22 protein-coding genes are annotated in these 24226 nt (G+C 61.7%); 5 read left to right on the plus strand and 17 right to left on the minus strand.

All coding sequences use genetic code 11. The annotated features are described in order from the left end of the window. Window positions 1–6: 6 nt before the first annotated feature. Genes fabI through JQ586_RS15025 form a run of 4 tightly spaced genes read right to left on the minus strand, consistent with a single transcriptional unit; the run spans window position 7 to window position 5217 of the window. Window positions 7–798, minus strand: coding sequence for an enoyl-ACP reductase FabI (gene fabI, locus JQ586_RS15010; RefSeq protein ID WP_212395361.1), 792 nt, complete (start codon window positions 796–798; stop codon window positions 7–9). A 5-nt stretch (window positions 799–803) separates the two neighbouring features. After that, window positions 804–2009, minus strand: coding sequence for an acetate/propionate family kinase (locus JQ586_RS15015; protein ID WP_212395362.1), 1206 nt, complete (start codon window positions 2007–2009; stop codon window positions 804–806). A 5-nt stretch (window positions 2010–2014) separates the two neighbouring features. Further along, complete coding sequence (locus tag JQ586_RS15020) at window positions 2015–2989, minus strand: phosphate acetyltransferase (protein WP_409334533.1); 975 nt, start codon at window positions 2987–2989, stop codon at window positions 2015–2017. Between the two features lie 17 nt (window positions 2990–3006). After that, on the minus strand, window positions 3007–5217 hold the full coding sequence (locus JQ586_RS15025) for a DUF3141 domain-containing protein (protein ID WP_212395363.1): 2211 nt from the start codon (window positions 5215–5217) through the stop codon (window positions 3007–3009). A gap of 117 nt (window positions 5218–5334) precedes the next feature. Here JQ586_RS15025 and JQ586_RS15030 point away from each other — a divergent pair, with 117 nt between their 5' ends. Next, the gene (locus tag JQ586_RS15030; protein WP_212395364.1) at window positions 5335–5856 is read left to right on the plus strand and encodes a GNAT family N-acetyltransferase; all 522 of its coding nucleotides are present in this window, start codon (window positions 5335–5337) and stop codon (window positions 5854–5856) included. 132 nt (window positions 5857–5988) lie between these two features. Here JQ586_RS15030 and JQ586_RS15035 read toward each other — a convergent pair whose 3' ends face one another. The 7 genes from JQ586_RS15035 to JQ586_RS15065 all read right to left on the minus strand — a co-directional run bounded on the left by JQ586_RS15035 (window position 5989) and on the right by JQ586_RS15065 (window position 12644). Then, window positions 5989–6408: a hypothetical protein gene (locus tag JQ586_RS15035; protein WP_249147615.1), complete on the minus strand. Its 420-nt coding sequence runs from the start codon at window positions 6406–6408 to the stop codon at window positions 5989–5991. A gap of 33 nt (window positions 6409–6441) precedes the next feature. Continuing rightward, the gene (locus JQ586_RS15040; RefSeq protein ID WP_212395365.1) at window positions 6442–7371 is read right to left on the minus strand and encodes a DUF2950 domain-containing protein; all 930 of its coding nucleotides are present in this window, start codon (window positions 7369–7371) and stop codon (window positions 6442–6444) included. Beyond that, the gene (locus tag JQ586_RS15045; protein ID WP_212395366.1) at window positions 7368–9020 is read right to left on the minus strand and encodes a DUF3300 domain-containing protein; all 1653 of its coding nucleotides are present in this window, start codon (window positions 9018–9020) and stop codon (window positions 7368–7370) included. Before JQ586_RS15045 ends, JQ586_RS15040 begins: the two co-directional genes overlap by 4 nt. Window positions 9021–9107: 87 nt before the next feature. Next, window positions 9108–10406: a TAXI family TRAP transporter solute-binding subunit gene (locus JQ586_RS15050; RefSeq protein ID WP_249147617.1), complete on the minus strand. Its 1299-nt coding sequence runs from the start codon at window positions 10404–10406 to the stop codon at window positions 9108–9110. A 103-nt stretch (window positions 10407–10509) separates the two neighbouring features. Beyond that, window positions 10510–10923, minus strand: a complete 414-nt coding sequence (locus JQ586_RS15055) for a hypothetical protein (protein ID WP_249147618.1) — start codon at window positions 10921–10923, stop codon at window positions 10510–10512. Between the two features lie 31 nt (window positions 10924–10954). Continuing rightward, the gene (locus tag JQ586_RS15060; RefSeq protein WP_212395368.1) at window positions 10955–12187 is read right to left on the minus strand and encodes an HlyD family secretion protein; all 1233 of its coding nucleotides are present in this window, start codon (window positions 12185–12187) and stop codon (window positions 10955–10957) included. After that, window positions 12180–12644 carry a hypothetical protein gene (locus JQ586_RS15065; RefSeq protein ID WP_249147619.1) on the minus strand — a complete coding sequence of 155 codons (465 nt, stop codon included), beginning with the start codon at window positions 12642–12644 and terminating at the stop codon, window positions 12180–12182. Before JQ586_RS15065 ends, JQ586_RS15060 begins: the two co-directional genes overlap by 8 nt. Before the next feature lie 135 nt (window positions 12645–12779). Between JQ586_RS15065 and JQ586_RS15070 the strand changes: the two genes are divergently transcribed. Together JQ586_RS15070 and ppk2 are read left to right on the plus strand one after the other, a co-directional pair. Then, entirely contained in the window at window positions 12780–13235 is a 456-nt protein-coding gene (locus tag JQ586_RS15070; protein ID WP_212395369.1) for a hypothetical protein, read from the plus strand. Between the two features lie 23 nt (window positions 13236–13258). Beyond that, the gene (ppk2, locus tag JQ586_RS15075; RefSeq protein ID WP_212395370.1) at window positions 13259–14059 is read left to right on the plus strand and encodes a polyphosphate kinase 2; all 801 of its coding nucleotides are present in this window, start codon (window positions 13259–13261) and stop codon (window positions 14057–14059) included. Between the two features lie 52 nt (window positions 14060–14111). On the opposite strand, the gene JQ586_RS15080 is transcribed toward ppk2, so the two are convergent. The 3 genes from JQ586_RS15080 to JQ586_RS15090 form a co-directional block, all read right to left on the minus strand. Next, a complete protein-coding gene (locus JQ586_RS15080) occupies window positions 14112–14543 on the minus strand; it encodes a hypothetical protein (RefSeq protein ID WP_212395371.1) in 432 nt (143 codons plus the stop codon). 205 nt (window positions 14544–14748) lie between these two features. Further along, on the minus strand, window positions 14749–17496 hold the full coding sequence (locus JQ586_RS15085) for a beta-eliminating lyase-related protein (protein WP_212395372.1): 2748 nt from the start codon (window positions 17494–17496) through the stop codon (window positions 14749–14751). Window positions 17497–17682: 186 nt separating this feature from the next. Beyond that, window positions 17683–19380, minus strand: coding sequence for a SulP family inorganic anion transporter (locus tag JQ586_RS15090; RefSeq protein WP_212395373.1), 1698 nt, complete (start codon window positions 19378–19380; stop codon window positions 17683–17685). Window positions 19381–19715: 335 nt separating this feature from the next. Between JQ586_RS15090 and JQ586_RS41315 the strand changes: the two genes are divergently transcribed. Then, window positions 19716–20051: a hypothetical protein gene (locus JQ586_RS41315; RefSeq protein WP_312016969.1), complete on the plus strand. Its 336-nt coding sequence runs from the start codon at window positions 19716–19718 to the stop codon at window positions 20049–20051. Window positions 20052–20086: 35 nt separating this feature from the next. Next, window positions 20087–20641, plus strand: a complete 555-nt coding sequence (locus tag JQ586_RS15100; RefSeq protein ID WP_249147620.1) for an invasion associated locus B family protein — start codon at window positions 20087–20089, stop codon at window positions 20639–20641. 16 nt (window positions 20642–20657) lie between these two features. Here JQ586_RS15100 and JQ586_RS15105 read toward each other — a convergent pair whose 3' ends face one another. The 3 genes from JQ586_RS15105 to JQ586_RS15115 form a co-directional block, all read right to left on the minus strand. Then, complete coding sequence (locus JQ586_RS15105) at window positions 20658–21107, minus strand: response regulator (RefSeq protein ID WP_312016970.1); 450 nt, start codon at window positions 21105–21107, stop codon at window positions 20658–20660. Window positions 21108–21224: 117 nt separating this feature from the next. Then, window positions 21225–21857 (minus strand): response regulator transcription factor, encoded by a 633-nt coding sequence (locus JQ586_RS15110; protein ID WP_212395374.1) that lies wholly within the window; start codon window positions 21855–21857, stop codon window positions 21225–21227. 332 nt (window positions 21858–22189) lie between these two features. After that, a complete protein-coding gene (locus JQ586_RS15115) occupies window positions 22190–24031 on the minus strand; it encodes an ABC transporter substrate binding protein (RefSeq protein ID WP_212395375.1) in 1842 nt (613 codons plus the stop codon). Window positions 24032–24226 lie beyond the last annotated feature (195 nt).

Genomic DNA, 24226 nt, shown 5'->3' on the forward strand with positions numbered 1-24226 from the left:
CGGCGTTCAATCGATGATGTGGTACCCGCCATCGATATAGAGCACGCTGCCTGTGATCAGCTTGGCACCATCGAGCGCGAGAAATGCCGTGGCCTTGCCGACGTCATCGATGCTGACCAGGCTGCGCGTCGGCGCCTGCGACTGCGCCTTGTCCATCAATTCGTCGAATTCCGGAATCCCGGATGCTGCGCGGGTGGCAAGCGGCCCTGGGGAGATGGCGTGGACTCGAATGCCTTTCGGCCCGAGCTCGGCCGCGATGTAGCGCACTGCTGCCTCAAGCGCTGCCTTCGCGACGCCCATGACATTGTAGTTCTTCACCACCATCTGGCTTCCGTAATACGTCATGGTGAACATCGTACCGCCGTTCTTCATCAGCGGTTCGGCGAGATGGGCCATGCGCATGAACGACCAGCAGGATACATCCATGGTCTTCTGGAAGCCCCCGCGATCGACATCGACCACACGACCATGCAGGGCGTCCTTCGGCGAGAACGCGATCGAGTGAAGCAGGAAGTCGAGCTGGCCCCAATCCTTTTCGATGCGCTCGAACACCTTCTCGGTCTCGCCTTCGACCATCACGTCGAGCGGCATGAAGATGGACGACTCCAGCGCCCTGGCCAGCGGTTCAACGTGCTTCTTCGCCTTCTCGTTGAGGTAGGTGACAGCGAGTTCGGCGCCGAGCGCCCGAAACGCCTTCGCACAGCCCCAGGCGATCGATTGGTCATTGGCTATGCCGACGATCAATCCCTTCTTGCCTTTCAGTGCGACATTGGTTTCAGGATAAACGGGGATGTTCATGACTTTTACTCGCGTTTTGGATTTGGCGATGGCTGCTTCATGAGCAGCGTCAGCGTATGGTGCGCGATCATCAGTTCCTCGTCGGTCGGCACGACATAGACGGGAATGCGGCTGTCGGATCGGGAAATTCTGGTTGCATGCCGCGCATTCTCGGCGGGATCCAGCACGATCCCGAGCCATGCCAGCCTTTCGGCGATGCGGGCGCGGATCGAAACCGAATTCTCGCCGATCCCCGCGGTGAAGACGAAGCCGTCGAGCCCTTCCAGGGCGGCTGCCAGCATGCCGGCGTTGAGGCCAACGCGGTAGACGAAATAGTCGATCGCAAATGCAGCTCGTGGGTCGGCGCTGACCTCGAGTTCGCGCATATCGTTGCTGGCGCCGGACAGACCCTTCAACCCGCAGTCACGATACAGAAAGTCCTGTACTTTGGACGCGGACATGCCCTTCTCCGTGAGCAGGTAAAGGACGACACCAGGATCGAGCTGACCCGGCCGCGTTCCCATCGCGAGGCCATCAAGGGCCGTGAAGCCCATCGTGCTCTCGACGCTCTTCCCTGCCCGCATCGCGCACATCGAGGCGCCGCTACCGAGATGAGCCACGATCACACGTCCGACCGCGACCTCCGGCGCCAGTTGGGGCATGCGCTTGGCCACATATTCGTAGGACAGGCCATGGAAGCCGTAGCGCCTGATGCCCTCGGCGTACAGCTGGTGTGGAATGGCGTAATGGTCCGCCAGTGGGTCATGGTCGCGGTGAAATGCCGTGTCGAAGCAGGCCACCTGTGGCAGGGCTGGAAAATTCGCCAGCAGTGACTTGATGGGCGCCAGGTTATGCGGCTGGTGCAGGGGCGCCAACGGCGCGTAGCGCTCCAGTCGCGACACGACCAGGGGGTCGATCAGCACCGGGTGCGCGTAATCCGGACCGCCGTGAACGACCCGATGGCCCACGGCGAGAGGGCTGATGTTGAGTTCCTCTCTCAACCACGCGCCGGCGACGGACATTGCGGCAGGAACATCGGCAACCGCCTCGATGGGATATGCACGCTCGGCCAGCGGCTCGCCGCTGGAGCCGCTGGCGCGCATCCGCGGTCGGCTGCCGATGCCATCGATCTGGCCCTTCAGTTGCCGCCGCAGCTGGCCTTCGCCTTCTACCGCGAAGACCTGGAATTTCACGCTGGAGGAGCCGGCATTGACGACGAGGATCGTATCCATGGCAATCACGCGGCGGCGATGGGAGCACTTCGACGCCGGGCATCCGCGTAAAGGCACGCAACTGCGGCTGACGCCATCCGTGACCGCGCCGAATCGGCACGTGATGTCAGCACCACCGGCACCCGAGCGCCGAGCACGATGCCGGCACCGTCGGCCTTGGCGAAATAGGCGAGATTCTTCGCCAACATGTTGCCGGACTCGAGGTCGGGCACGACTAGAATCTGCGCCCGGCCAGCGACCTCGGACCTGATTCCCTTGATCCGCGCCGCCTCCGTGTCGATCGCATTGTCGAAAGCAAGCGGACCATCGAGCAGCGCGCCGGTGATCTGCTTGCGATCCGCCATCTTGCAAAGCGCGGCCGCTTCGATCGTCGACGGGATCTTCGAAGTCACCGTCTCCACCGCCGACAGGATCGCGACCCGCGGTGTCGTGCCAAAACCTGCCACGTTGTAGAGATCGACAGCGTTCTGGATGATGTCCCGCTTGGCATCGAGGTCCGGAAAAATGTTGATCGCGGCATCTGTGACGAACACCGTCTCGGTATAGGCAGGCACATCCATCACGAACACGTGGCTGATGCGCCGGTCGGTGCGCAGCCCGCCGACCTTTGCCGTCACGCTCCGCATCAGTTCATCAGTGTGGAGGCTGCCCTTCATCAGGATTTCGCCTCGACCTTCAAGAATCAATTCGACGCCCCTGGCCGCGGCAGCCGCCTCAGTTGGCGGCGTATCGACGATCTCATAGCCCGCAACATCAATATCGTGCTTCGCCGCTGTTTCCCGGATCCGCGCGGCCGGCCCGACCAGAACCGCCTTGATGATCCCGGCTTCAGCGGAGTCGATCGCCCCTCGCAGTGAGCTCTCGTCGCAGGGATGCACGACGATGGTGGATACCGAGGGAACGCCCTTCGCGGCGACGATGAGGCGATCGTATTTCGATCCCGGCTGGGCTTCGTTCGGTCCGGTTGCCATGGCACTCATCGCTCCGCTCTGATTTGCTATGACGCCCGGGCTTTCGGATCGAAAGGGGCGCTGTTGCTGTGGTCGTCGAGCCCGAACAGCCCGGCGACCTGCTTCAATCGCTTGGCAACTTCGCCGGATATCTCCGCGCTTGCCGACAGCACGTCCCGAATGGCGGCAAACACCCTGCGGCGCTCGTCCATGTCGTCCGGCAAAAGCTTTGGAATAGTCGCAAGTGCGGCCTCCCGATCAAGCAGAAGCATGAAGAACTGCTCGCGGACAAGCATCTTGAAATCCGCGAGCGTCATGCGCGCGGCCTCGTCGGCCTGGCGGAGCCGCCGCAGCGCCTCGAGGCTGCGCTCGTCCACCATGCCCCGGGCCGATCCGACGTAAAGCAAGGCCCGGATGCCGGCCTCTCGCATCCCGCCGGAGCCGATCCTGGATGTGAGCTCCGCCGTGCGAGCTTGCAAGAACTCGCGGTGCTTTGGATTCATGTCGCGGCGTCGGGAGGGTGTCGACTGCGGATCGACCCCGACCGCGGCTTGCAGGGCTGGCGAGCCATAGATGGCTAGGAACATCGCCTCGCTCAGCGCCTCCTGCGAGTCGCGCCACTGATCGAGCGAACTGACGATCTGTTTCGATACGCGCTCCTGGAACGCCAGAAACGGATTGTCCTTGGCAACAGGCTTGCGCTGGTCGCGCGCCCTGTCTGCGGCGTTCTCAATCATCTTCATCCAAGGGTTCTCGCTGCTGAACGCCTCGTATTGCAGGCGGAGCGGATGCCAATTGCGCATCATTTCCGCCATATGTGGCGTGACCATCGATTTGACCCAAGGCTGCACGTATTTCTGATAGGCAGCCAGATTCATTTCTGAGACACGCTTGGCGGTTTCGAACCTCCGCTCGTCCTCGGGCGAATTCCCCCCCATCGCACGGATATCATCGAGCGTTCTGGCCTCGCAGCGCATTACCCACTGTCCGATCGCAAGCTCATCATTGAGCGTATCGGATCCCTTCGCCTCGAAGGTCGCCTCGTAAAGACCGGGCGGCAACACATCGATCAGGTCGATGTTGCTCGAGAACTCCGCGTGCTCCTTCTTGGCTACGCCACCGGAAACGAAGATGCCGAGATGGCCGACCGTCTCGTGCACGGTGTAGACGATGGTCTGCCCATGTGCCCTGATCTCGTCGACGTCCGCGTAAAGGTCCAGAATCCAGTGCAGCGCCTGTTGCGGAGGCGTGATGTTGTCGCCCTTCGAGCAGAACACCACGATCGGCGAGCGAATATTGCGCAGATCGACCGTGGCCCCGTCGGACATCGTGACACGTCCAGCGGCCAGGTTGTTGCCGATGAAGAGCTCGTCGACGATGAACTGGATCTCCTCGGCATTGAGGTTGACGTGTCCACCCCACCAGCGCTCGAATTCGAGATAGCGATCTGCCTCGGTATCGACCTTGGAGTAGACGTTGTACTGCTTCGTCCACAGCGTGTTCGAGGGATTCTGGTTCTCGAAGTTCTGCACCAGCCAGGCACCGTCAAACTTGCCGGCGCCGAGGTCACTGGAAAGCGCGGTCAGCCAGCTTCCGCCGAGCAGTCCGCCGGAATAGCGCATCGGATATTTGCCGTGTACGCCGGCCCAGTACGCCAGCGGCGCGCCCGCCACAATCACCGGACCGAACAGTTCCGGCCGTAGGGAGGCGAGAATCATGATCGCCCAGCCGGCCTGGCAGTTGCCGATCACGCATGGTTTGCCATCAGCCTCGGGATGCCGCTCGATGACCTTTTCAATGAAGATGGCTTCAGCGTGAGCAATGCGCTCGATGGTCTGGCCCGGCATCGGCTCGGGCAGGAAGCCGATGAAATAACAGGGATGCCCTGCCTTCATCGCGACTCCAATTTCGCTGTCGGCCTTGAAGCCGCCGATCCCCGGTCCATGGCCCGCACGCGGGTCGACGACTACGAACGGCCTGCGGTTGAGGTCGATTTCCACACCCTTGGGCGGGACGATGCGCACCAGCGCATAGTTGACGGGCTGCTCGAGCGTGCGGCCGTCCAGGATGAGCTCGGCTGCATAGCTCAGGACATGGGGCGCTGTCTGGGCAACCTGCTCGCGATACTGATCGCCGCGCTGGCGCAGGACATCGAGAAGCAGCACGCTTCGCTGCCCGGCATCCACCATATATTCCACGGCCTTGGCGACGACCCCTGACAGGGGGCCGCCCGGGAGTTGCGGATTGTCCAGCGACATCGTTTTGGGTCCTTCCGCCGACGCATCGATTGAAGGCGTCTGGCGCGCCCGGATCGTTGATCTAGGTCAAACCACGAACTCGACTGTGCGCCCTTCTGGCACCGGGAGGACATTTGGATGCCCGTGCCTGAGAATTATGCAGCGCGCGAACGTCTGCGCGACGGCCGGAGCGTCGAGATCCGCATGTTACGGGCCGACGACCAGGAAGACATGTTGGAGGCGATCGGTCGCACGAGCAGCCAGTCACTGCAACGTCGTTTCTTCGGTCCCAAGCGAAGCTTCTCGGCGAGGGAGGTCGATTTCTTCATGAACATCGATTTCACCAATCACGTCGCCTTGATCGCGCTTTCCGACGAGGACGGAAACGAAGTGATTATCGGCGGCGGCCGCTACATCGTAACGAACTCCGGAACAGCGGAGATCGCGTTCGTGACCATCGACGACTATCAGGGACAGGGCGTCGCTAGCTTGCTCATGCGACACCTTATCATCCTGGCGCGCACGGCTGGACTCGAACAGTTAGTCGCGGACGTCCTGCCGGGGAACACGGCGATGCGAAAGGTTTTCGCCAAGTTTGGCTTTCAGGTCCGCCGCGGAAAGGACCCGCAGGCCATTTGTCTGGAGCTATCTCTGCATTAGGCAGAAGTTCACCTCCTCAGCTGCTTCTACGCCGCAAAATGCCCAGCTGCCCAGATCGAACAGCACGGACGATTGAACCTGCGCAGCAACGTTGAAGGCGCGGTGCACCGTTCATAGCCCCAGGGGGTACCGTCACCGCAGCGAAATCGTGAGTCCGCCCAGATTGGCCGCAAATTCCAGACCTGCCTTGGGGCCTTTGAGTATCAGCACCACGCCGTGTTCATTTCGCATGCTCACCCCGCCTACGCCCGCGGCCCATGCTCCACCCGCTCCGACGAGAGCATAGCTGCCGGCGAAATCGTTGACATCTCTGATGCCCGAGGCCGTGCCTTCCAGCCAGCTCACCGAGGCGCCCGCGGTTATGCCGAGGCTGAAGCCGGACACGACAAATCGATACTGGCGTCCGCGGTAGATCAACACGCCGTTTCCGCCGCCGCCGCCGACGACAAGAGCCGCCTTCACGAACTTGACCTGGACATGGCCCGTCGCCTGCGCGAAGCATGGCGTGACCAAAAGAATCATCGCAACAAGCGTCCGCACAACCGTGCGCATTATGCACCGCATCACTGCAACTCCCCTCATCCCTCAGGGATTGGCGACATCCACCTTCTTCCAGGTGTGGTCAGGGTCGAAAACGATCATGCGCTTGGCGACGAAATCGGTGCGTGAACCGAGATCCTTCTGGTAGACGGTACCGGTATGGTTCACCAGAAATGTCATGACGCCGGAGTTGCCGTATTCTGCGGGATAGGCAACCAACGCGAAGCCGCCGATCATCTTGCCCTTCACGACGTAGTTGAGTGCCCCGCCGGGAGCGTCTGAGCCCTGCGCCTTCAAGATCCGATAGTAGTACCCGTGGTATGGCGCGCCCTCCGCTCCGACCTTGTAGCCTTCGGTGGCTGCCTGGGCTGCCAATTCGCCGAGTGGGCTGGGGTCCTTGTCGTCGCGCCAGAACAAGCCATCCGTCTTGCCGGGGCTACTGACGACGCGTTGGGCATAGACCCCTACCCCCTGACCGCGATCCTTGTCGGCATATTCTCGCTGGGCATCGACATAGGCAAGACAAGTCTGGATGGTATCGAGTTCGTTGCGCCCGATCCGGCGGTAGAGGATTTCACGGCGGCCTGCCGCTGCATCGAAACTCCAGCCGTCGCGGTTGTTGACGAGCGGAATCGGAAACGGGAAATCATCCGGGCCCAGGATCAACGTGGCCCGCTTGTGCTGGTCAGCCTTGATCGAATGCTTGGCGTCGTAAGCAGAAAGGAACCGCTGCCGCGCGTCGGCGTCGGCGACGTCGTCGCCGGATTCGATGATATCGGCGGCATCACGGCCGAGCACCTTCAGTATGGCCCGACTCGTGCCCTCCTTGACGGCGATCGCCAGAGCGGCCGCCGCATCCTCCGGATTGGGAAAGGCTTGCTGGGCCCGGGCCGGCGACCACAGCAAGGCAAGCGCCGCTGCGGCCGCGATTCCGACGGACGCCGCGCGATGTCGAGAGAACGGGGAGCCGGTCATCGTGACACCTCCGGTCGGCCGGGAATCCGCGCGCCGGCAGCCAGCCATTCGCGGTAGCTGCGGAACTTGAGGCCAAGCTTGTCGTAATAGACCCTGAGATAGCCGTCATCGCCGCGCTTCACCGCCCCGGGCATCACCTGCTCGACCTCCTGCGCGATCACGCCGACATACGCCTTGCTGCTGCCGAGGTAGCTGAAGCGGTAGTAGCCGAGGCCGTTGGCGAGATGCCCGAGCAGGACGACGTCGTGCTTCAGCGCGAGGTCGGAACGCCGTCCGCCACCACCGCCTCCTCCACCACGGAAGCCGCCACCGCCCCCTCCACCACTGAAGCCGCCTCCGCCGCCGCCTCCACGGCCTGCAAAGCCGCCGCCCCCTCCTAAGCCGCCTCCGCCGCCGCCCCGTGCGCCAAGGCTGGCCTGCCCACGTGCGGATTGCAGGTTCGCCGCGCGTCCCGACGAGACATTGCCAAGGGCGCCGTCGCGGCGGCCACCGCTGCTCCGTGCGCCATCACGGCTGCGATCACTCGTCCTGGCGCGATCGCCACCACCCTTGGCCTTGTTGCCGGCGCTCGCGCGGTCGCCGCCTTTGGCGCGATTGGCTGCACTCGCACGGTCGCCGCCCTTCGCGCGATCACCTCCACGGTCGCCAGCCCGATCGCCTGCGCGATCCGCGCCCGGACGGTCGCTTCCCGGCTTCACAACCTGCTGGCCGTCGCGGCCGCGATAGTTCATGCGGTCATCGACACCGGCGCGATTGCCGTTGCCGCCGAATCGCTGTTGCACGTTGCCGTTGCTGTAGCGAACACCCTGACGATGCGCCGGATTGTGTTGCCAGCCGTTCCCGATATTGTTGACCTTGTTGAAATGGTTCACGTAGACGTTGCGGTTGCCCCAGTTGCAGCCGCCGCCCCAGTAATTGCCCCAGCGTCCGATCGCCCAGCCGGCGCCGAAGGCGAGGCCCGCCGCGATCACACCCGCGCCGATATATGACGGATAGCCGAAGTAATACGGCGGATAGTCGGCATAGGGCCACGCACCATAGACCGTCGCGGGATCGTAATAGGGCACGTAGATCGTGTCCGGATCGGTCTGCTCGATGACGATGACCTGCTTGCTCTCCTCGGTCTGGACGCTGACCTTTTGTTGCTTGGTCGTTACCAGCTTGTTGTTGGCCTGCGCCTTGCTGCGTAACCGCTGGATCGCATCCATCACATCGGCCTGCTGAGCCAGCACGGCGTCGCCGAGATCTTTGGTCCAGTCGACCTTGTCGCTCATCATCGAGAGGACGTCGGCGGTGCTGGTGAGCGCCTTTACGCTGTCATCCCAGGCCTGCTTGCCGACCTCCGTCTTGAGCGCCTCGCCTTTGAGATTCTTGCGCGCGCTCAGCCAGCGATCGGCTTGCACGACCTCGAGCGGATAAGTCGAAGCTGCAAGCACATTTGCCAGCAGGGAATCGGGATAAAGCGCGATCGGCGCCACAAGCGCTTCCAGTTGTTCGGGCTTCAGGAGTTGATCGGGCGATTGTACTGCGGCAGGGGGTTGCGGCTGGCTAGCTTGAGCCGGCGGATTTGCAGAGGTCTGGGCGATCGCGGCGGTCGGCGCTGCCGACAGCAGCACGATCGCAAGCAGGGTCCTGCCCCAACCAAACATCGCAATCTCCATCAACATTGATCCCCGGCAGCATCGGTCGCAGCCATGCCCGCTCGTTGATCGAGATCAAGGAACGCGACCGTTGGCTCAGCTTCCGGCATCGTCCGGCTGCTGCGACGCGAGATGGAGGCGACGGTCGTGGATCAGGTTCTCGAGACGATGGGCTGCAACGTTCACCGCCGTGACGGCACGCTCGGCCTTGTCGTCGGCAACCGGCTGGCTACGCTGCGTCCGCAGCACGTGGTCGATCTCGCGCTCGATCGCCTCCAGTTCAGCTTCGCGTCCGGCTTCCCTGATCCGGGGGCCCAGCGCATAAAGCGAGTCGAGCGCTTCCTGGCGGGTCTTCGTCTCGAGCGGGCGGAGGAATCTCCACGCGGCGGCAAGCACGGACGCGAGCCCACCCGCTATCATCGGCGCCAGGAAGATCGCATTGCCCCACCGGTCGAGAAAACTCTCTCGAGTCCCTTCATAGAACGCGGCTGCCCCTGGATGCAGGGGTATGTAGGCGCCCGCATCGCTATCGGGCGTTGCGATCTGCGACAGCGCCGGCAGTTCGGCAAGCAAGTCCCGACGCGCGCTCATGATCGACTGTGTCAGGTCGCCGATCAGGTCATTCCCAAGCTTCTTCTGGGCCACCAGATAGAACGACGTCTGCAGCGTCGTCACGTCGTCAGGGGGAATGGGCGGCGAACCGCGCAGGGTTCCCTTCGGCACGTCAAAGCTCTGATAGGCGCGTTCCTTTTCAGCGATGGCTCCTGCGGACTCAACGGCGATCACCACCGGGCCGGCTCGCCCGGTATGCGGGAAGACATTGCGCAGCAGCGCAAGATACTTTTCGGTCAGGGGCATGACGAGCAGGATCGCGCGCACGTCCTTGGCGTCGAGAGCCCGGCGCGCGTCCGCGGGGGCAAGCGGCTTGAACGTAACGCCCGCCCGGGTCAGGTCGTATTCGTCGGTCAGCACCTTGATCAGCTTTTGATTGGCTTCGGCGCCGATGACACCGATCGTTGCGCGCTTCAGCTCCGCAATGTCAGATATTGCAGCGCCGGGCGGCGCGACGATCAGCACGGTGGCGTGGGCCAATACGATGACGGCCTGAGCTTGCGAGAGATCGCCGACATCACCGCGTACCACGGCGAGGTCGACCTTTCCGGACGCGAATGCGTTGGCGGACTCGAGCGGTCCCGGGGTCTGGATCAAGCTGAGTCGGACTGGCGCTTTCGACTGAGCGAGATTTCCCGCGATCGCCGAGACGAGCTTGCCGGCCTCGCCGTCCAGCGAACCGACCGCGATCGTCAAAGTCGTCGGCCTCTCATACCAGCGATAGGCCAGCAGGCCGACGCCCCCTGCCAAGAGGACAAGTCCCGCAACCAGGGCGATGCGCAACGATCTCGGCAACCTGCGCGGATCCACGGCGCCTCACTCAATCGGTTCGGCATCTGCCGACAAATGTGTGGCATTGCTCAGCCAGGGCGGGGACCAGGCGCCTTTAGATCTTGCAACGATGATAGTTGACCTCCATCCCCTCGATGCCCGGGAACTGGCGCGTAATGGTGTCGTCGTCGACGGCCTTGAGGAAAAACTGCACGCTCGAGACCATGATCCCCGACGCGCAACCAACGACGATGTTGATATTCTGGCCGTCGTCCTTCCGCGACTTGATCTTGCAATTCTCGAACTTGCCTCTCAGACGATCGGGTTCGGCGATGAATCCGCCGCCATAGACGCCCGAAAAGTTCGTGAACGTGAGCTGATTCGCCCGGCCCTTGTGTGTGAACACTTTTCGGCACTGCTCGGCGCTTGTCGCCCAGGCGCCGGTGAGATCGAACGCCGCGGCGTAATCGGGCAGCGCGACGGCCAGACATCCCGCCAGGAACGCGCCATATCTCCGGCCCGTGTTCATTCAACATCTCCCTGGCGCCCGGTTCGACTTGTCAGTGCCCGCTCAGAACCAGCGTCTTGATCGGCAGCAGCAGGGCCTGGATGCGAAGCAGCAGCGCATGCACCAACCCCACGGCATCGATCGCATGCAGGACGAAGGCCTGCCCGGCGCTTGTGTCCTTGGCCGAGATGACCTCGTGATTGCTGGTGTAGGCGTTGACGATGCAGCTGCTGCCCGCGGTTACGCCTTCCAACCCATCCTTGTACAAGGGCTCGAGGAACACCAGAATGGTGCCGGGCCGGGCAATATTCTGGGCTTCGATCAATTGCTCGCCGCCACGAAATTGGCCGGCCGCGATGTAGTCCTGGACCGAGGTGATGACCATCGGGATGATCGTCCACGGCTTTGAGACGCAGGTCGCCTCGGCGACCATCCCCTCCTTCAAAACCTGTGCCTCGATCTGGCCGAAACCGGCCTGGAGCGACTGCTGACCCGCCCCTTCCGGAATCAGGACGCCTGCCGGACGCATCAGCGGATTGACGACGTCCCCCGGGCGAAGAAAGAACTGCTCGACGCGTCCGTCAACGCCGGCACGAACCACCGTCTTGTCGAGATCGACCTGTGCCTGCGCCAGCGCCGCCTCCGCGCTCGCCTTCTCTGCGGGCAACAGCGTCGACACCCGCAATGACGCCGACTGCTTGACGGCGGAGGCGGCATCGATGCCGGCCTGCCGTTGATCGACCAGAACCTGGAGCTTCTCAATGTCGCGCTGCGGAACAATTCCGGGATTGCGGCGCTGCAGATCGCTTTTTACGTCGAGCTCATCCTTGGCCTGCTGGTAGGCGCTCTTGGCTTCCTGGACCTGCGCTTCCGACTTCACCACATCGGCCTCGGCTGCGATCAATGATGCATCGACCTCGGCGACCTTGCGCTTCGCGGTGTCGAGGGCCGCACTCTGCTTCGAGCTGTCGAGCCGGAAGATGACCTCGCCCTTCTTGACCGGCGCGCTGAAACCGATGTTGACCTCCGCAACGCGCCCCGAGCCCTCGGGAAGAATTGGGACTGTGCGGTAGAACAACGCGGCGCTGGTCGTCGATGGATGGAAATAGAAGATCGTGGTGATCAAGGCGACCGTCAGCATCAGGCAGCCTGTGATGCCCCAGCGAAGTTCGTACCAGACGGAATAGAAGGTTATTTCCTTGCCAAAGCGCTTTCCCTGGACGTAGCGGCGAAAGAGATAGTCGGGCAAGATCGTAAGCAGTGAGCAGAGGATCAGTTCAAACATGGCCGTGTACCTCGCTCTTGGGGATACTCGGCCCCTTTGCCGATTCCCCTTCAGCCGTCGTCACCTGAGCGGGCTCGCTGCCGCCTTCCTCCGGCTGCGCAACTGTGTCCGAGTTGTCGGCGAGTCTCTCCACCGATCCGGCGATGCTGCGCAGCGGAGTGCTGAAATCGGGAATGTCGATCAGGGCAAGCAGCAGCCCCGCAACCCAGAAGGCGTGGATATGCGTGAATAGCGATATCAGGCCAAGGATGGCTACGACCTCGAACTGCAGTTTCTGTGACTTATGCGCCATGCGCTCGGGCAAACTGTGCAGGCGCCAATAGAGATTGCCGACATAGAGCACGACAACAACCAGGAAGACGCCCGTCCCAACCATAAAGAGGTCCGTCTGGCCTGTGGGCGGAGCGAGATAGAATGGCAGATGGTGCGGTGCTAGCGGGTGAAGCTGTTCACTCAATTCCAGTCTCCCGTTCGATTACCGCACAGTGGGGCCCGTACCCCGCCGATACTTGATCTGGATCAAACGAACGTGTCTCCCCGGTCCTAGCCTTCGTTTCGCAGGGCGAAAGATCGGTCCCAGGAGGTCCAGGCCATGCGAGACAAGATCGACGACTTGATCCCAAATGCGCACGATATCCAGAAGGAAGCTGCGGTCAAGCAAGCTGAAAAGGCCGATGAGTACGCCCGTCGAGCGGCTGCGGTCGAAGCCGAGAAGAAGGCTCTCATCGAACGGCTGAGCAAGCCTTCGGGACTGACTGAGGAGGAAAAGATCAAGCTCGCGTCGACCGTGATCCAGCGCGCCGTCCGAAACGGGTTGGCCGAGGTCCAGGTCTACCGCTTCCCGAACACGCTTTGCACCGACAAGGGGCGCGCGATCAACCAGATGGAGCCGGGCTGGGAAAATACGCTAACCGGAATCCCGAAGGAAATCTACCAGCTCTGGGCTGACTATCTGCAGCCCCGTGGCTATCGCATTCGCTACCAGATCATCGACTTCTCCGGCGGGGTGCCCGGCGACATCGGCATCGTTATCGCCTGGGGAAACTAGTCCTCATAACCATGGATATCCCAATGGCAAAAGACGAAGCTGCAACGAAGATGAAGCGTAAGGTGTACGAGAAGGAACTGCACAAGCTGCAGGTCGAACTCTGCCATCTTCAGGAGTGGGTGAAGGCGAACAACCTGCGTGTGATCGTCCTGTTCGAGGGCCGCGATGCCGCCGGCAAGGGTGGCACGATCAAGGCCCTCACGGAAAAAGTCAGCCCTCGCGTGTTTCGCGTGGTTGCACTGCCCGCTCCGTCCGATCGCGAGAAGTCGCAGCTTTTCATCCAGCGCTATATGCAGCAGTTTCCGGCCGGCGGCGAAATCGTCATTTTCGATCGCAGTTGGTACAACCGCGCTGGCGTCGAGTATGTGATGGGCTTCTGCACCCCGGCCGAGCACAAGCGCTTCCTCTCGCTCTGTCCGCAGATGGAGCAATATATCATCGAGGGCGGCATCATCCTCATCAAGCTGTGGCTCGAGGTCGGCATGGAAGAGCAGGAGCGACGCTTCAGGGCGCGGATCGATGACCCGCTCCGGCAGTGGAAGCTGAGCCCGATGGATACGGAGTCCTTCCGCCGCTGGTATGAGTATTCCCACGCGCGCGACCTGATGCTCAAGGCGACCAGCACGAAGCATGCACCCTGGTATGTCATCCGCTCCGACGACAAGCGGCGCGCGCGGCTGAACTGCATATCACATCTTCTGAAGACCATCCCCTATAGTCGGATTCGGCGCGACAAGGTCAGGCTGCCCAAGCGATCCGCCAAGGGACGCTACAACGATCAGACCGCCCTGCGCGCGATCAAGTCTGTTGTCGAACGATATTGAACGAAACAGGCCGCGCATTACCGCGGCCTGTTCCCAAAATTGCAACCTGGTTCTACTTCAGCCGTATCGTCACGCCGCCCACGGCGGCCGATACTTCCGCGCCGACCTTCGGGCCGCTGAGCTGCAGGATCACGCCATTGGCGTTCTGCAATTGAACGCCGCCGGCACCGGCCGCAATCGCCCCGCCTGCGCCGGCCGCCGAGTAGGAGCCTTCAATCGAGGCCGGTCCCTTCAGATTTATAGCTCGCCCGACGAGCTTGGTGGTGGAAGCACCGATTGTGAAGCCGACGCTCATGCCCGACACGGTGAACGGGTAGTGCTTGCCGCGAAGCGTCAGAACGCCCTCTCCGCCTCCGACGCCGACGATGAAGCCACCCTTGGTGAAGACCACGGCAACCGATCCTGTTTCAGCCTGCGACCGCGCGCTGAAACCGGTTACTCCCATCAACAACGCAATCAGGGCAACGAGCAAACGAGTCTTCATATTTTCTCCTCCATGGACAAGGTGCGATGGCGAGCTATTACGCTAGCAGCATTGCGAAATAGCCCAGGTTGGTGAGCAGTATGCCAGATACGGCGTAGCCGACCGGAAAACCGATCCAGACGGCCAAGCCAACGACGAAGAACAGTAGCAGATAGGGATCTGCTGAACGAATGTGAAAAGCTCTGCGTAGCCGTCCCCACATGAATTACGACGCAGCCTTGAGCTTCGGCGCGGCAGCTCTTGGTTTGCCCATCCTAGCCAGGGCCTCGGTTTTCACGAGTTTCAGGCCTTCAGTCGCGTCGTAGCCGTGGATCTCCTTCACATCGAGCTTGCGCATGAAATCGATCGTCTCCTGGGTGATGACCTGTCCCGGCACCATGATCGGGAATCCGGGTGGGTACGGGATCACGAAATTCGCCGAGACGAGATCGGGACCGCTTTTCAAGCGGCGATCGATCTCCGGATCGTTGAGGCGGAGGTATTCGCACCCACCTGCGTCGTAGGCCGAATAGAAGCCGCTGCGGATGTCGCCCTCGTTGGTCTTGGTTCCGGCATCGCCGCGATAGCTCTGATGGAAGTGCGAGAAATTCGGCAGGTCAGGCACATCCTTCATCAGGCTGTTGACGCGCACGTCGAAATCGACCTTCGCATTCGCGCCGCCCTTGGCGAGGCCGCGATCGATCTCACCGGAGATTTCCGCCAACACCCGCACAAGATGTGCGACGTCGCTCCGGCTGTTGTTGATGTTGGACTGGATCAGGACCGAGTTGCGCGAGGTCTTGTTGACCTGGATGTTGTAGCGGCTGGCAAGCAGCCCCTTGAACTGCGTTCCGTCGTACCCTGCCGTGCCGCAGACCAGCGTCATCCTGGTCGGATCGAGGCAGAATTCGTCGTCGTTCAGGCTCTTCAGGGCACTCGCCCAGTTGGTGCCGGCCGCCAGATAGTCGGTGAAACCGCTCTGGCGATATTCGCTGGGAACCATGGCATCCGCGCCGAGAACGCGGAAATACCTCGAGATCAACGCATTGGTGTTGACTGCATTGCGGATGGCGAACGCAATCTCCATCGCATTGGCCACCAGTCCATAACCCTCGAGCTCCATCTGGCGGCGCGACACGTCGAGACTTGCAATCAGCTGCTGGTTCGGGCTGGTCGAGGCATGGGTGAATACGGCCTCCTTGAATTGGGCCTCCACGGTGTGGAATTCGATGTCCTTGACGGCCAGCATCGACCCCTGTCGGATCGCCGACATCGACTTGTGTGTCGAATTTGTCTGGTAGACGCGCAACCGGATCTGGCGCGGATCGGGGATGAGCCTGGCCTTGAGCAGGACCTCGTCCGAGGGGTTCTTGCCGAGCTCGGCCTGTTGCTTTTCGTAGGCCGCGACCGACTTGGGGTCGCGCATCCAGGCTTCGATCTCGTTGGCTGCCCCCATCGCGGTTCGCCGCCTCAGGAATGGCGAGAATCGCGCGAAGCCGAACCAGGCCTCATCCCAGAGGAAGATCAGGTCGGGCTTGATCGCGAGGCATTCTTCCATCACCCGCCGCGTGTTGTAGATATGACCATCGAAGGTGCAGTTGGTCAGATCGATCATCTTGACCCGGTCGAGCCGGCCATCGGCCTTCGCGTTCAGGAGCGCTTGCTTGATCGTCTTCAGCGGCACCGCGCCATACATCGAATATTCGGTCATCGGGAACGCTTCGACGTAGAGCGGCTGCGCGCCGGCAAGCACCATCCCGTAGTGGTGCGACTTGTGGCAATTGCGGTCGACGATTGCGATGTCGCCGGGCGCCAGCAGCGCCTGCACTGCCATCTTGTTGGATGTCGAGGTACCGTTGGTGACGAAGAAGACGCGGTCGGCGCCGAGAGCGCGCGCGGCCTTTTCCTGTGCCTTCTTGATGTTGCCGGTCGGCTCCAGCATGCTGTCGAGGCCGCCGGTGGTCGCGCTGCTCTCGGCCAGGAACAGGTTCAGGCCGTAGAATTCACCCATGTCGCGAATCCAGTCCGACTTGAATACGGACTTGCCCCGCGCAATCGGCAGCGCGTGGAAAGTCCCGATCGGTCGCTGCGCATATTTCTTCAGGTTGTCGAAGAACGGCGTGTCGAAGCGATCCTGCACGCCCTCCAGAATCGAAAGGTGCAGCTCCAGGATATCCTCGATGGAGTAGAAGACCCGGCGCACCACATCGGCCTCGGGACTGCCTGCGATCTGCTCGACGTCGCGATTGGACATGAGGTAGAGGTCAAGCTCGGGACGGACCCGGTTCAGGATATGGGCCAGCCGCAGCGCGGAAGCGTCGGACTCCTCGTTGAGCCCCATGGCACCTGTCATGGCACGAAGCACGGGCGCATCATGGCGCGAGCGCAGGCCAAAGCCTTCGTTTATCACTACCGCCGCGATGTTGGGGTTGAGCATTGCAGCACAGAATGCGTCCTCAAGGCTGCCGACGATAACCGGCTCATAGATGAACGCGTCGACCGGACGCCGCAGCTTGCGCCATTCCGCCGCGAGCCCCTGCCAGTTGCTGGCTGGCAACCCGGTCACAATCAGGGTCTCGAAGTAAGGTCGGCGCGCCGCGGATTGCCCCAGAGTCGGCGGAAGCAGATCGGGAACGTCGCCATTGCTCTCTTCCTGCGTGCTCCAGTCACCCGCATGCTGACGAAACGACTTCGTCTGAAGTGCGTGCGCGATCCGCGTCGCGAGCGCATGTGAGGTGGCGGCATCGCCCGCCGCCGCAGCTTCCTTCAGCGCCGTCATCAAATGGAGACCGGGGTAGCCGTGAAATTCCTCCGTTACCGCGAGAGCCGACAGCGCCGCATCGTATTTCGCGCGGTCTCCGCCCTTGCTCCATGCCTTCGCGGCGTCGACCAGGTCCCGCCAATTGTCGGCACGTCCGCCCGGTCCTGAGAAGAATTGGTCAATGCGCCGCTGTGCCGGTTTTTCGTTGGTCATGAGGGACTCCCGATCCTGCGCTGGTTGCCCGGGATTGTTGGCCCGAACGCCGCGCGCCTCTTGATCTAGGTCAAGCTTCGTGGGTTAGGCATGCAATCTCGATAATCACTTGCAGCTCTCCTCGCCGGGCAAACGAGCTGCCTGACGCACCGGAGGTGGGTGGCAGGCCAAGCCGGTTGAACGGCGTCAGCTCTCGTCCGGTGGCTTTCTGTCGCTTAGTACGCTGTCGAGCGTTCGCATCCAGTCACTGGCGTCGGTCTTGTCCGCCAGGCCATCCGCTCTCAGAAGCTCCCGCAGTTGCGCGTGGGCGCCGACGATGCAGAACGTGACGGAGCGGGACCACAGCTCGTCTCGGAGATCGTGCAGCATCTGCGATCCTGCCAAATCGATGAAGGGCGATGCCGAAAGGTCGCAGACAACCAATCGGACGTCAGGCGAAGCCCTTACTACGTCCTGCACGGTCTCAAGAACCGTCTCGGCATTGACGTAGAGCAACGACGTTTCCGGACGAAAGGCGATGACCCCGACCAGCGGCTCCACGCCCTCGTGGCGGGCGCGGTCGGAATAGCGACCGCTGCCGGGGAGACGACCGAGGAAGGCGACATTGGGCTGCGAAGCACGCAGCAGCAGCAGGAAGATCGAGGCAACAGCCGCCAGGAGGACACCTTGCAAGATTCCGAGGAACAGCACGGAGACCAGCGCAATGGCCGCTGCATAGAAATCGATCCGGCTGATCCGCCACATCCGCGCAAGCGCCGGAATGTCGACCAATTTGTAAACGGCGGAGAATACGATCGCAGCAAGCACGGCCTTCGGCAGATTGGTCAGCAGGCCCGTGAAAAACAGCAGGCACAGCGCGAGGGTTACAGAACAGAACACCAGCGCCAGCGGCGTTCGCGCGCCGGCCGCATCGTTCACCGCGGACTGCGATAAGCCTCCCGCGACGGGATAGCCGTGTCCGAAGGCCGCGGCCAGGTTGGCGGCGCCGATGCCCAAAAACTCCTGCCGAACGTCCAGCGGGTAGCCGTGTTTTGCCGCAAAGCTCCGCGCGGCGGATACGCCTTCGACATACGCCAGCACCAGGCAGCCGGCGGCGATGGGAAACAGGTCGTCGAACTCGACCAAGCCGAAGGTCGGAACAGACATCGCCGGCAACCCGGTCGGGATCTCTCCTGTTACGGGCACGCCAAGTTTTGCAAGACCGAGCATCGAGACGATCAGGATCGAAAGCGCGACCACAGCCAGCCCGATGGGCTTTCCGGGCAGCCGGCGCTCGCCGAGCAAGAGCAACAAGGTTGCAATCAAGCCGATTGCGAGGACCAACGGCCTGGTATCGCCAAGCTGACCGGCGAGCTTGATTACCCGGTCAAAGAAGTTGTGGCCGCCGCCCGTCACGCCGAACAGGCTCGGCAGCTGGCTCATGATGATGGTAAGCCCCGCTCCAGCCTTGAAACCAACCAGGATGCTGTCGCTGATCAGCCGCACCAGCACGCTCAACCTGAACAGCCAGGCGAGCAGGCAAAGCACTGCCACAGAGAACGCGACGAGGCTGGCGATCTGTCCATAGCGCGTCGGATCACCAGCGGCCAGTACCCCGACAGAGCCTGCGATCATGAGGGAGATCGCTGAGGTCGGGCCAACCGCGAGCTGGCGCGACGAGCCAAGCAAGGCATAACCGATGCCGCCCAGCAGATAGCCGTAAACGCCGATCTGTGGCGGCAAGCCGGCGAGTCCCGCATAGGCCAGCGATACCGGGATCGCATAGGCGGCCAGCGTGACCCCGGCGATCGCATCCGAGTTGAGCGAGGACCCACGATCTTGCGAAAGCCAGGTCGCCGGGGGAAACAACCGAAGCCAGCTCGCCTGCTGCGGGGGTAGCTTCATGTCCGCTGGTCACCCTCGGGGTTGCGTTGACCTAACGTCTCCTTGCGCTGTGCGCGCGACTGCAGCTTGATTCAGATCAAGTCGCGGGCCTCATCTCGCAACGCAGTAAGACGATCAAAAGTGCGACCATGAGAATGGAGCGCGATCGGCACCCTCTCGGCGCCGCGGATCGGCGGCGATGTCCAGAGCGCTCATGGACGAGTGGCCGGGCGGAGCAAGTCCTTCATCGGAGCGGAGGCGGACAGCTTAAGGCGTCAAGGCTTGATTTGGATCAAGCCCTAAGCCGAAATCCGATCACTAGGTTGGCATTCTCGCCCTGCCTGGGACATGCGGCCATGGATTCCGTCAAGTGGATATTCTCCGCTGCATCGGAGATTTTTCTGCTCCTCGCGGTCGCCATAGGCACGATCCCAAGCCGCATCAGGATTCGCGTCATCGCGGCCGTCGACATGGGAGAGCGCGCCATGCGCCAGCAGAGCCTACGAAGTCTCGCAACCGCCGCACTCCTGCTGCTCGGTCTGATCGCGCCGTCATTCACGCGCGCCGGCGGCCGCGCCGAGTATCACCTGCTGCCCCCGTTCCGGGACGAAGGGCATTTCCTGATCGGCTCCGCCGATTCCATCCCGACATGGTCGCCCTACGTCGAGCGATTTCTCGACAACATCCGCTAGACGCTGGAGGAGTCGACATGACTAGACTTAGAGCTTTGGCGACCCTTCTGCTGGTGGCGGGAATCAGTCCGGGCCAGGGTCAGCAGACACCATCACCACCGGCGGCGAAGGACGGCGCCGAAGTCGCCCCGCGCGGGCAGCATCCTGCTCGGGACATCAAGTACGGCGATTGGCGAAAGCTCTGTTTTACGGCTGCCGGCGCCAAGACGCTGTGCCGTACGACAATCACAGGCACCTTCGAAACCGGCCAGACAGCTATTCGCATCGATCTGATCGGGCGCGAGGACGGCAATGCCAGGCTGCAGCTGTTCCTGCCGGTCGGGATGTATCTGCAAGCCGGCGTCAAACTGTCGGTTGATCAGAAGGCGGCGCTTCGCCTGCCCTATACCTGGTGCCTGACGAACATGTGCATCGCCGCCGACGTCGCAGACCAAAAGTTCCTTCAGGACATGGACGAGGGAAAAACACTGTCGGTGGAAGTCGTGGATAGCAACGTCCTGACGGTAACAACGTCGGTACCGCTCGAACACTTTGCGTCGGTCCGCAAGGGAGCGGCGGTGCAAACACTCGATCAGGCCATCGATGAGTAACCAGAGTGTGCCCCCACTAGACGATTCCATCCAATACCCGCTGGATCGGTTCGATCAGTGAGCTCGCCGTGAATGGCTTGGTCAGATAGGCCACGCATCCCGACGCCGTTGCGGCCATGCGGATTGCCGGGTTGTCATTTCCCGTGATGTATATGACCGGCACATCGATACCCTCATCTGCGAGACGATGCCGCAATTCGATGCCGGAGCCATCGCTAAGATTAACGTCGAGGACCAGGCACAGCGCGCTCTCGACCCCCCCCTCTCTCAGCATCGCACTGCCGGTCTCAAACAGTTTCGACACGAAGCCACATTCCCGCAGCAATCGCCCAATGCCGCGGAGCATGGAGGGGTTATCATCCACGACGAAGACAAATTTCGTGGTCGGCAAGATCCGGTGCCTCTGTCCGATCAAAGACGTATGAAATTCCACGCTGCCGCCGCAGCAACCGACCTGGGCAGACAAAGAGCGAATACTCCGTCAACGGCCAGCGACATCGTCGCGGCCAGTCTTGCAGTCTACGCCTTGTCGAAAAACCTTCATATTGTCCCATTGGACAGGGGGCTGCAGCTGGATTGACCGTCAATCCTGCCCCTCGCCAGTCGGTTCGCGCGTTCCGAGCCGCTCCGCAATCGAGACGAGCTCCGCGAACGACTGCACGCGCATCTTCTCCATGACCTGATGACGATGGGCCTTCACCGTCCGTTCTGTCGTGCCGAGCTCGTGGGCGATCTGCTTGTTGATCTTGCCGCGCACGATCAGGTCGAATACCTGCCGCTCGCGGGGAGTCAACTTGGCTAGCAGCACCCGCAACGCGTCGAGCCTGCTGCGCTGGCTGCGCGCCAAATCCTGACGCGCAATCGCGCGGTCGATGGCCTCGATCAACTGTTCCGACGCAATCGGCTTGGTCAGAAAATCCTCGGCACCCGCCTTGATCGCCTGCACGGTCGTTGCGGTGTCGGCATATCCGGTCAGGAACACGATCGGAAGCGTCGATCCCAGTTCGCTGAGCCGCTTCTGCAACTCCGGACCGCTCATTCCGGGAATCCGTACATCCAACAAGATACAGCCGGCCTCCTCATTGCCGGGAAGTCGATCGAGCAACTCCTGGGCCGACGTATATGTCGCAACGCAATAGCGCGCCAGCTTGAGCCGGCGCTCAAGGGCAGTTCGAAACGACACGTCATCGTCGACGATATGAACGAAGCCGGGCATTTCTCTCTCCTATGCGATCGGCGGCCAGGAAAGACGGATCACGGCTTAACCTCAGGCAAGTTATCCGACAAATTCTAATCGACTAGTTCTATCTACTAGTTTGCTTGGACGCGGCGAAGGCAGCAGCGCCGCGGCGGAGGATGGTCGAGAAATTGATCCGACAGATATGCTAAAAGTCCCCAGTCCGTCGCAGGCCGAAAAGATCAATACAGCCAATTGACCGACGAACATCTTGCTAAAATGACCCTTTAGGCCACTGTTGGGAAATAGTGCATTCGTCTTAGATCGCAGACTTCCCGCATTCCTTCCAGTGAAATTCGATCATGGGCATCTCATGCCGCCAGCGGTAAGGAGAGGTGGAATACGGCACCACCGCCGGGCTGGTTTTCGGCCCAGATCTGGCCGCTGTGAGCCAGAACGATCGTCCGCGCGATCGACAGGCCGATCCCCATCCCCTGCTCCTTTGTGGTGAAAAACGGATCGAAGACGTCATTCAGCCTGTCCTGCAGTATGCCCGGACCGGAATCGGAGATCGAAATCACGGCCGACGCATCGCCATTGACCTCGGTGCGACCTATGATCGTTCGTCCATAAGGCATCTTGGCCATCGCATCCATGCTGTTGACCACGAGATTGATGATAACCTGTTGCAATTGCACCGGGTCACCCCTGACCCGTGGCACCTGCGGCGACGTCTGCAAGTAGAGCGCGACATTGCGCGCCGACGCCTGTAACCCGAGGAAATCGAACGCTTCACGTACGATTTGATTGAGATCAATCTCCTTTGTCTCAAATGGTGCACGCTTCAACAGACTGCGCATTCGGCGGATCACCTCGCTGGCGCGCAGATCGTCGCGCTTGATGTCGGAGATGATTTCGCGCACCTCGCCCAGGTCCGGTTTGGCGGCGCCAAGCATTAATTCCGCCGTTTCGGCGTTGGTCAGGATCGACCCGAGCGGCTGGTTGAGCTCATGGGCGATCGAGGATGACAGTTCGCCAGCCGTGGCCTGCCGGTTGACATGGGCCAATTGCGACAGGCGGTTGCGGGCCTCGACTTCGGCCATCCTTCGCATGTGCCGCTCATGCAGCAGAAACGAAATCAGCGTGGCCTGGAACAGAAGCGCAGCAACAAGGACGACCGATCGCCAGCGGTATTTCTCCAGAAACGACGGCTCACGAAGCTCGATCCTGCTGCCCGGAGGCAGGCTGGATTCGCTGACGCCCCAATGCTGCATCTGCTGCCAATTGAAAACTGGCTGCACTGCATCGATGACCGAAGCCGGAAGATTCTCCGGAGCCTCGCCATCCAGAATGCGAAGGGCTCGTCTGGCGGCATCCATTCCGATCTGCGTCGGGAGAAGCACAAAGCCACCGACGCCGCCGGGTTCGATAAACGTTTCGGAGGCCACGACAATTGGCCGGTTGGCTTTTGCTGCAACAAGTCGCAGCGCCTCGGCGGGAGGCTGGTAATTCCCGGAACCATCCGAATACAGCCCGGAATAAACAATCGCGCTGTTTTCAGGAAGTGCAGCCACCCGTTCGAGCACCTCCTTCATCGGTCGTCCCAGGATTTCGATCACGCGGACATCGGTGCCGACAGCTGTAACCTCGTCCTTCCAGTTGCGAAAGACGAGTTGGCGCCCCCAGTCTTCGCCAACCAGGGCTACGGCCGTGAGATGAGGTACGATCGCGCGCGCTGCCTTGATCGCGTCCGCGAATTTGGTCGACGTGATGCCCCCGGTCGCCATTGATGGTGGACGCAGCCGGGCGAAATCGGTTTCCTCAACCAGCGCGAAAACCACCGGAACATCCGCCCACAACCTCGATCGCCAGCGCAGCACGAGCTCCAGTGCCGCAGTGCCAACGGCTACGACGACGCCGATCGGCCGGTCGCGGTACTTGGTCTCGAGAAATTGCCTGAAGCTCTCCTCGTAGGCTTCGCCTCCGAAGCGGCTGAGGTCAAGGCTCTCCGAATAAACCGTCGTCGGCGCGTGCGCGTGAGCGTTAACCTCAGTCCTGAGCGCGGCGAAGATCTGATAGTAGAATGGGCCGCGTCGATCGGATTGGTCCAGGACCAGCATGGAATGCGGCCGCATCTCCTGTGCCCGGACGTCAACCGGGGATAGAAGCGCCGCCAGGAGAATAATCAGGGATAATCGAAACGCATTGTCCATTGCATTCGAAGCCGGAGCCCAATGACTTCGGAACCCTAGCACTCGACCACGAGAGTGGAAATTGAAAGCAGCCGCTGCCGCACGCAAATTGCCGGATTTTGCGCACCCTGTCCCTTAGGACAATGACCTCAAGACCAATAGAGATCGAATGGCTCCCGTTGTAGATCACAGCGCGCGGACAGGTATTGCGCGCCG

It is taken from the genome of Bradyrhizobium jicamae (assembly GCF_018130215.1).
GTDB classification, from domain to species: domain Bacteria; phylum Pseudomonadota; class Alphaproteobacteria; order Rhizobiales; family Xanthobacteraceae; genus Bradyrhizobium; species Bradyrhizobium jicamae_A.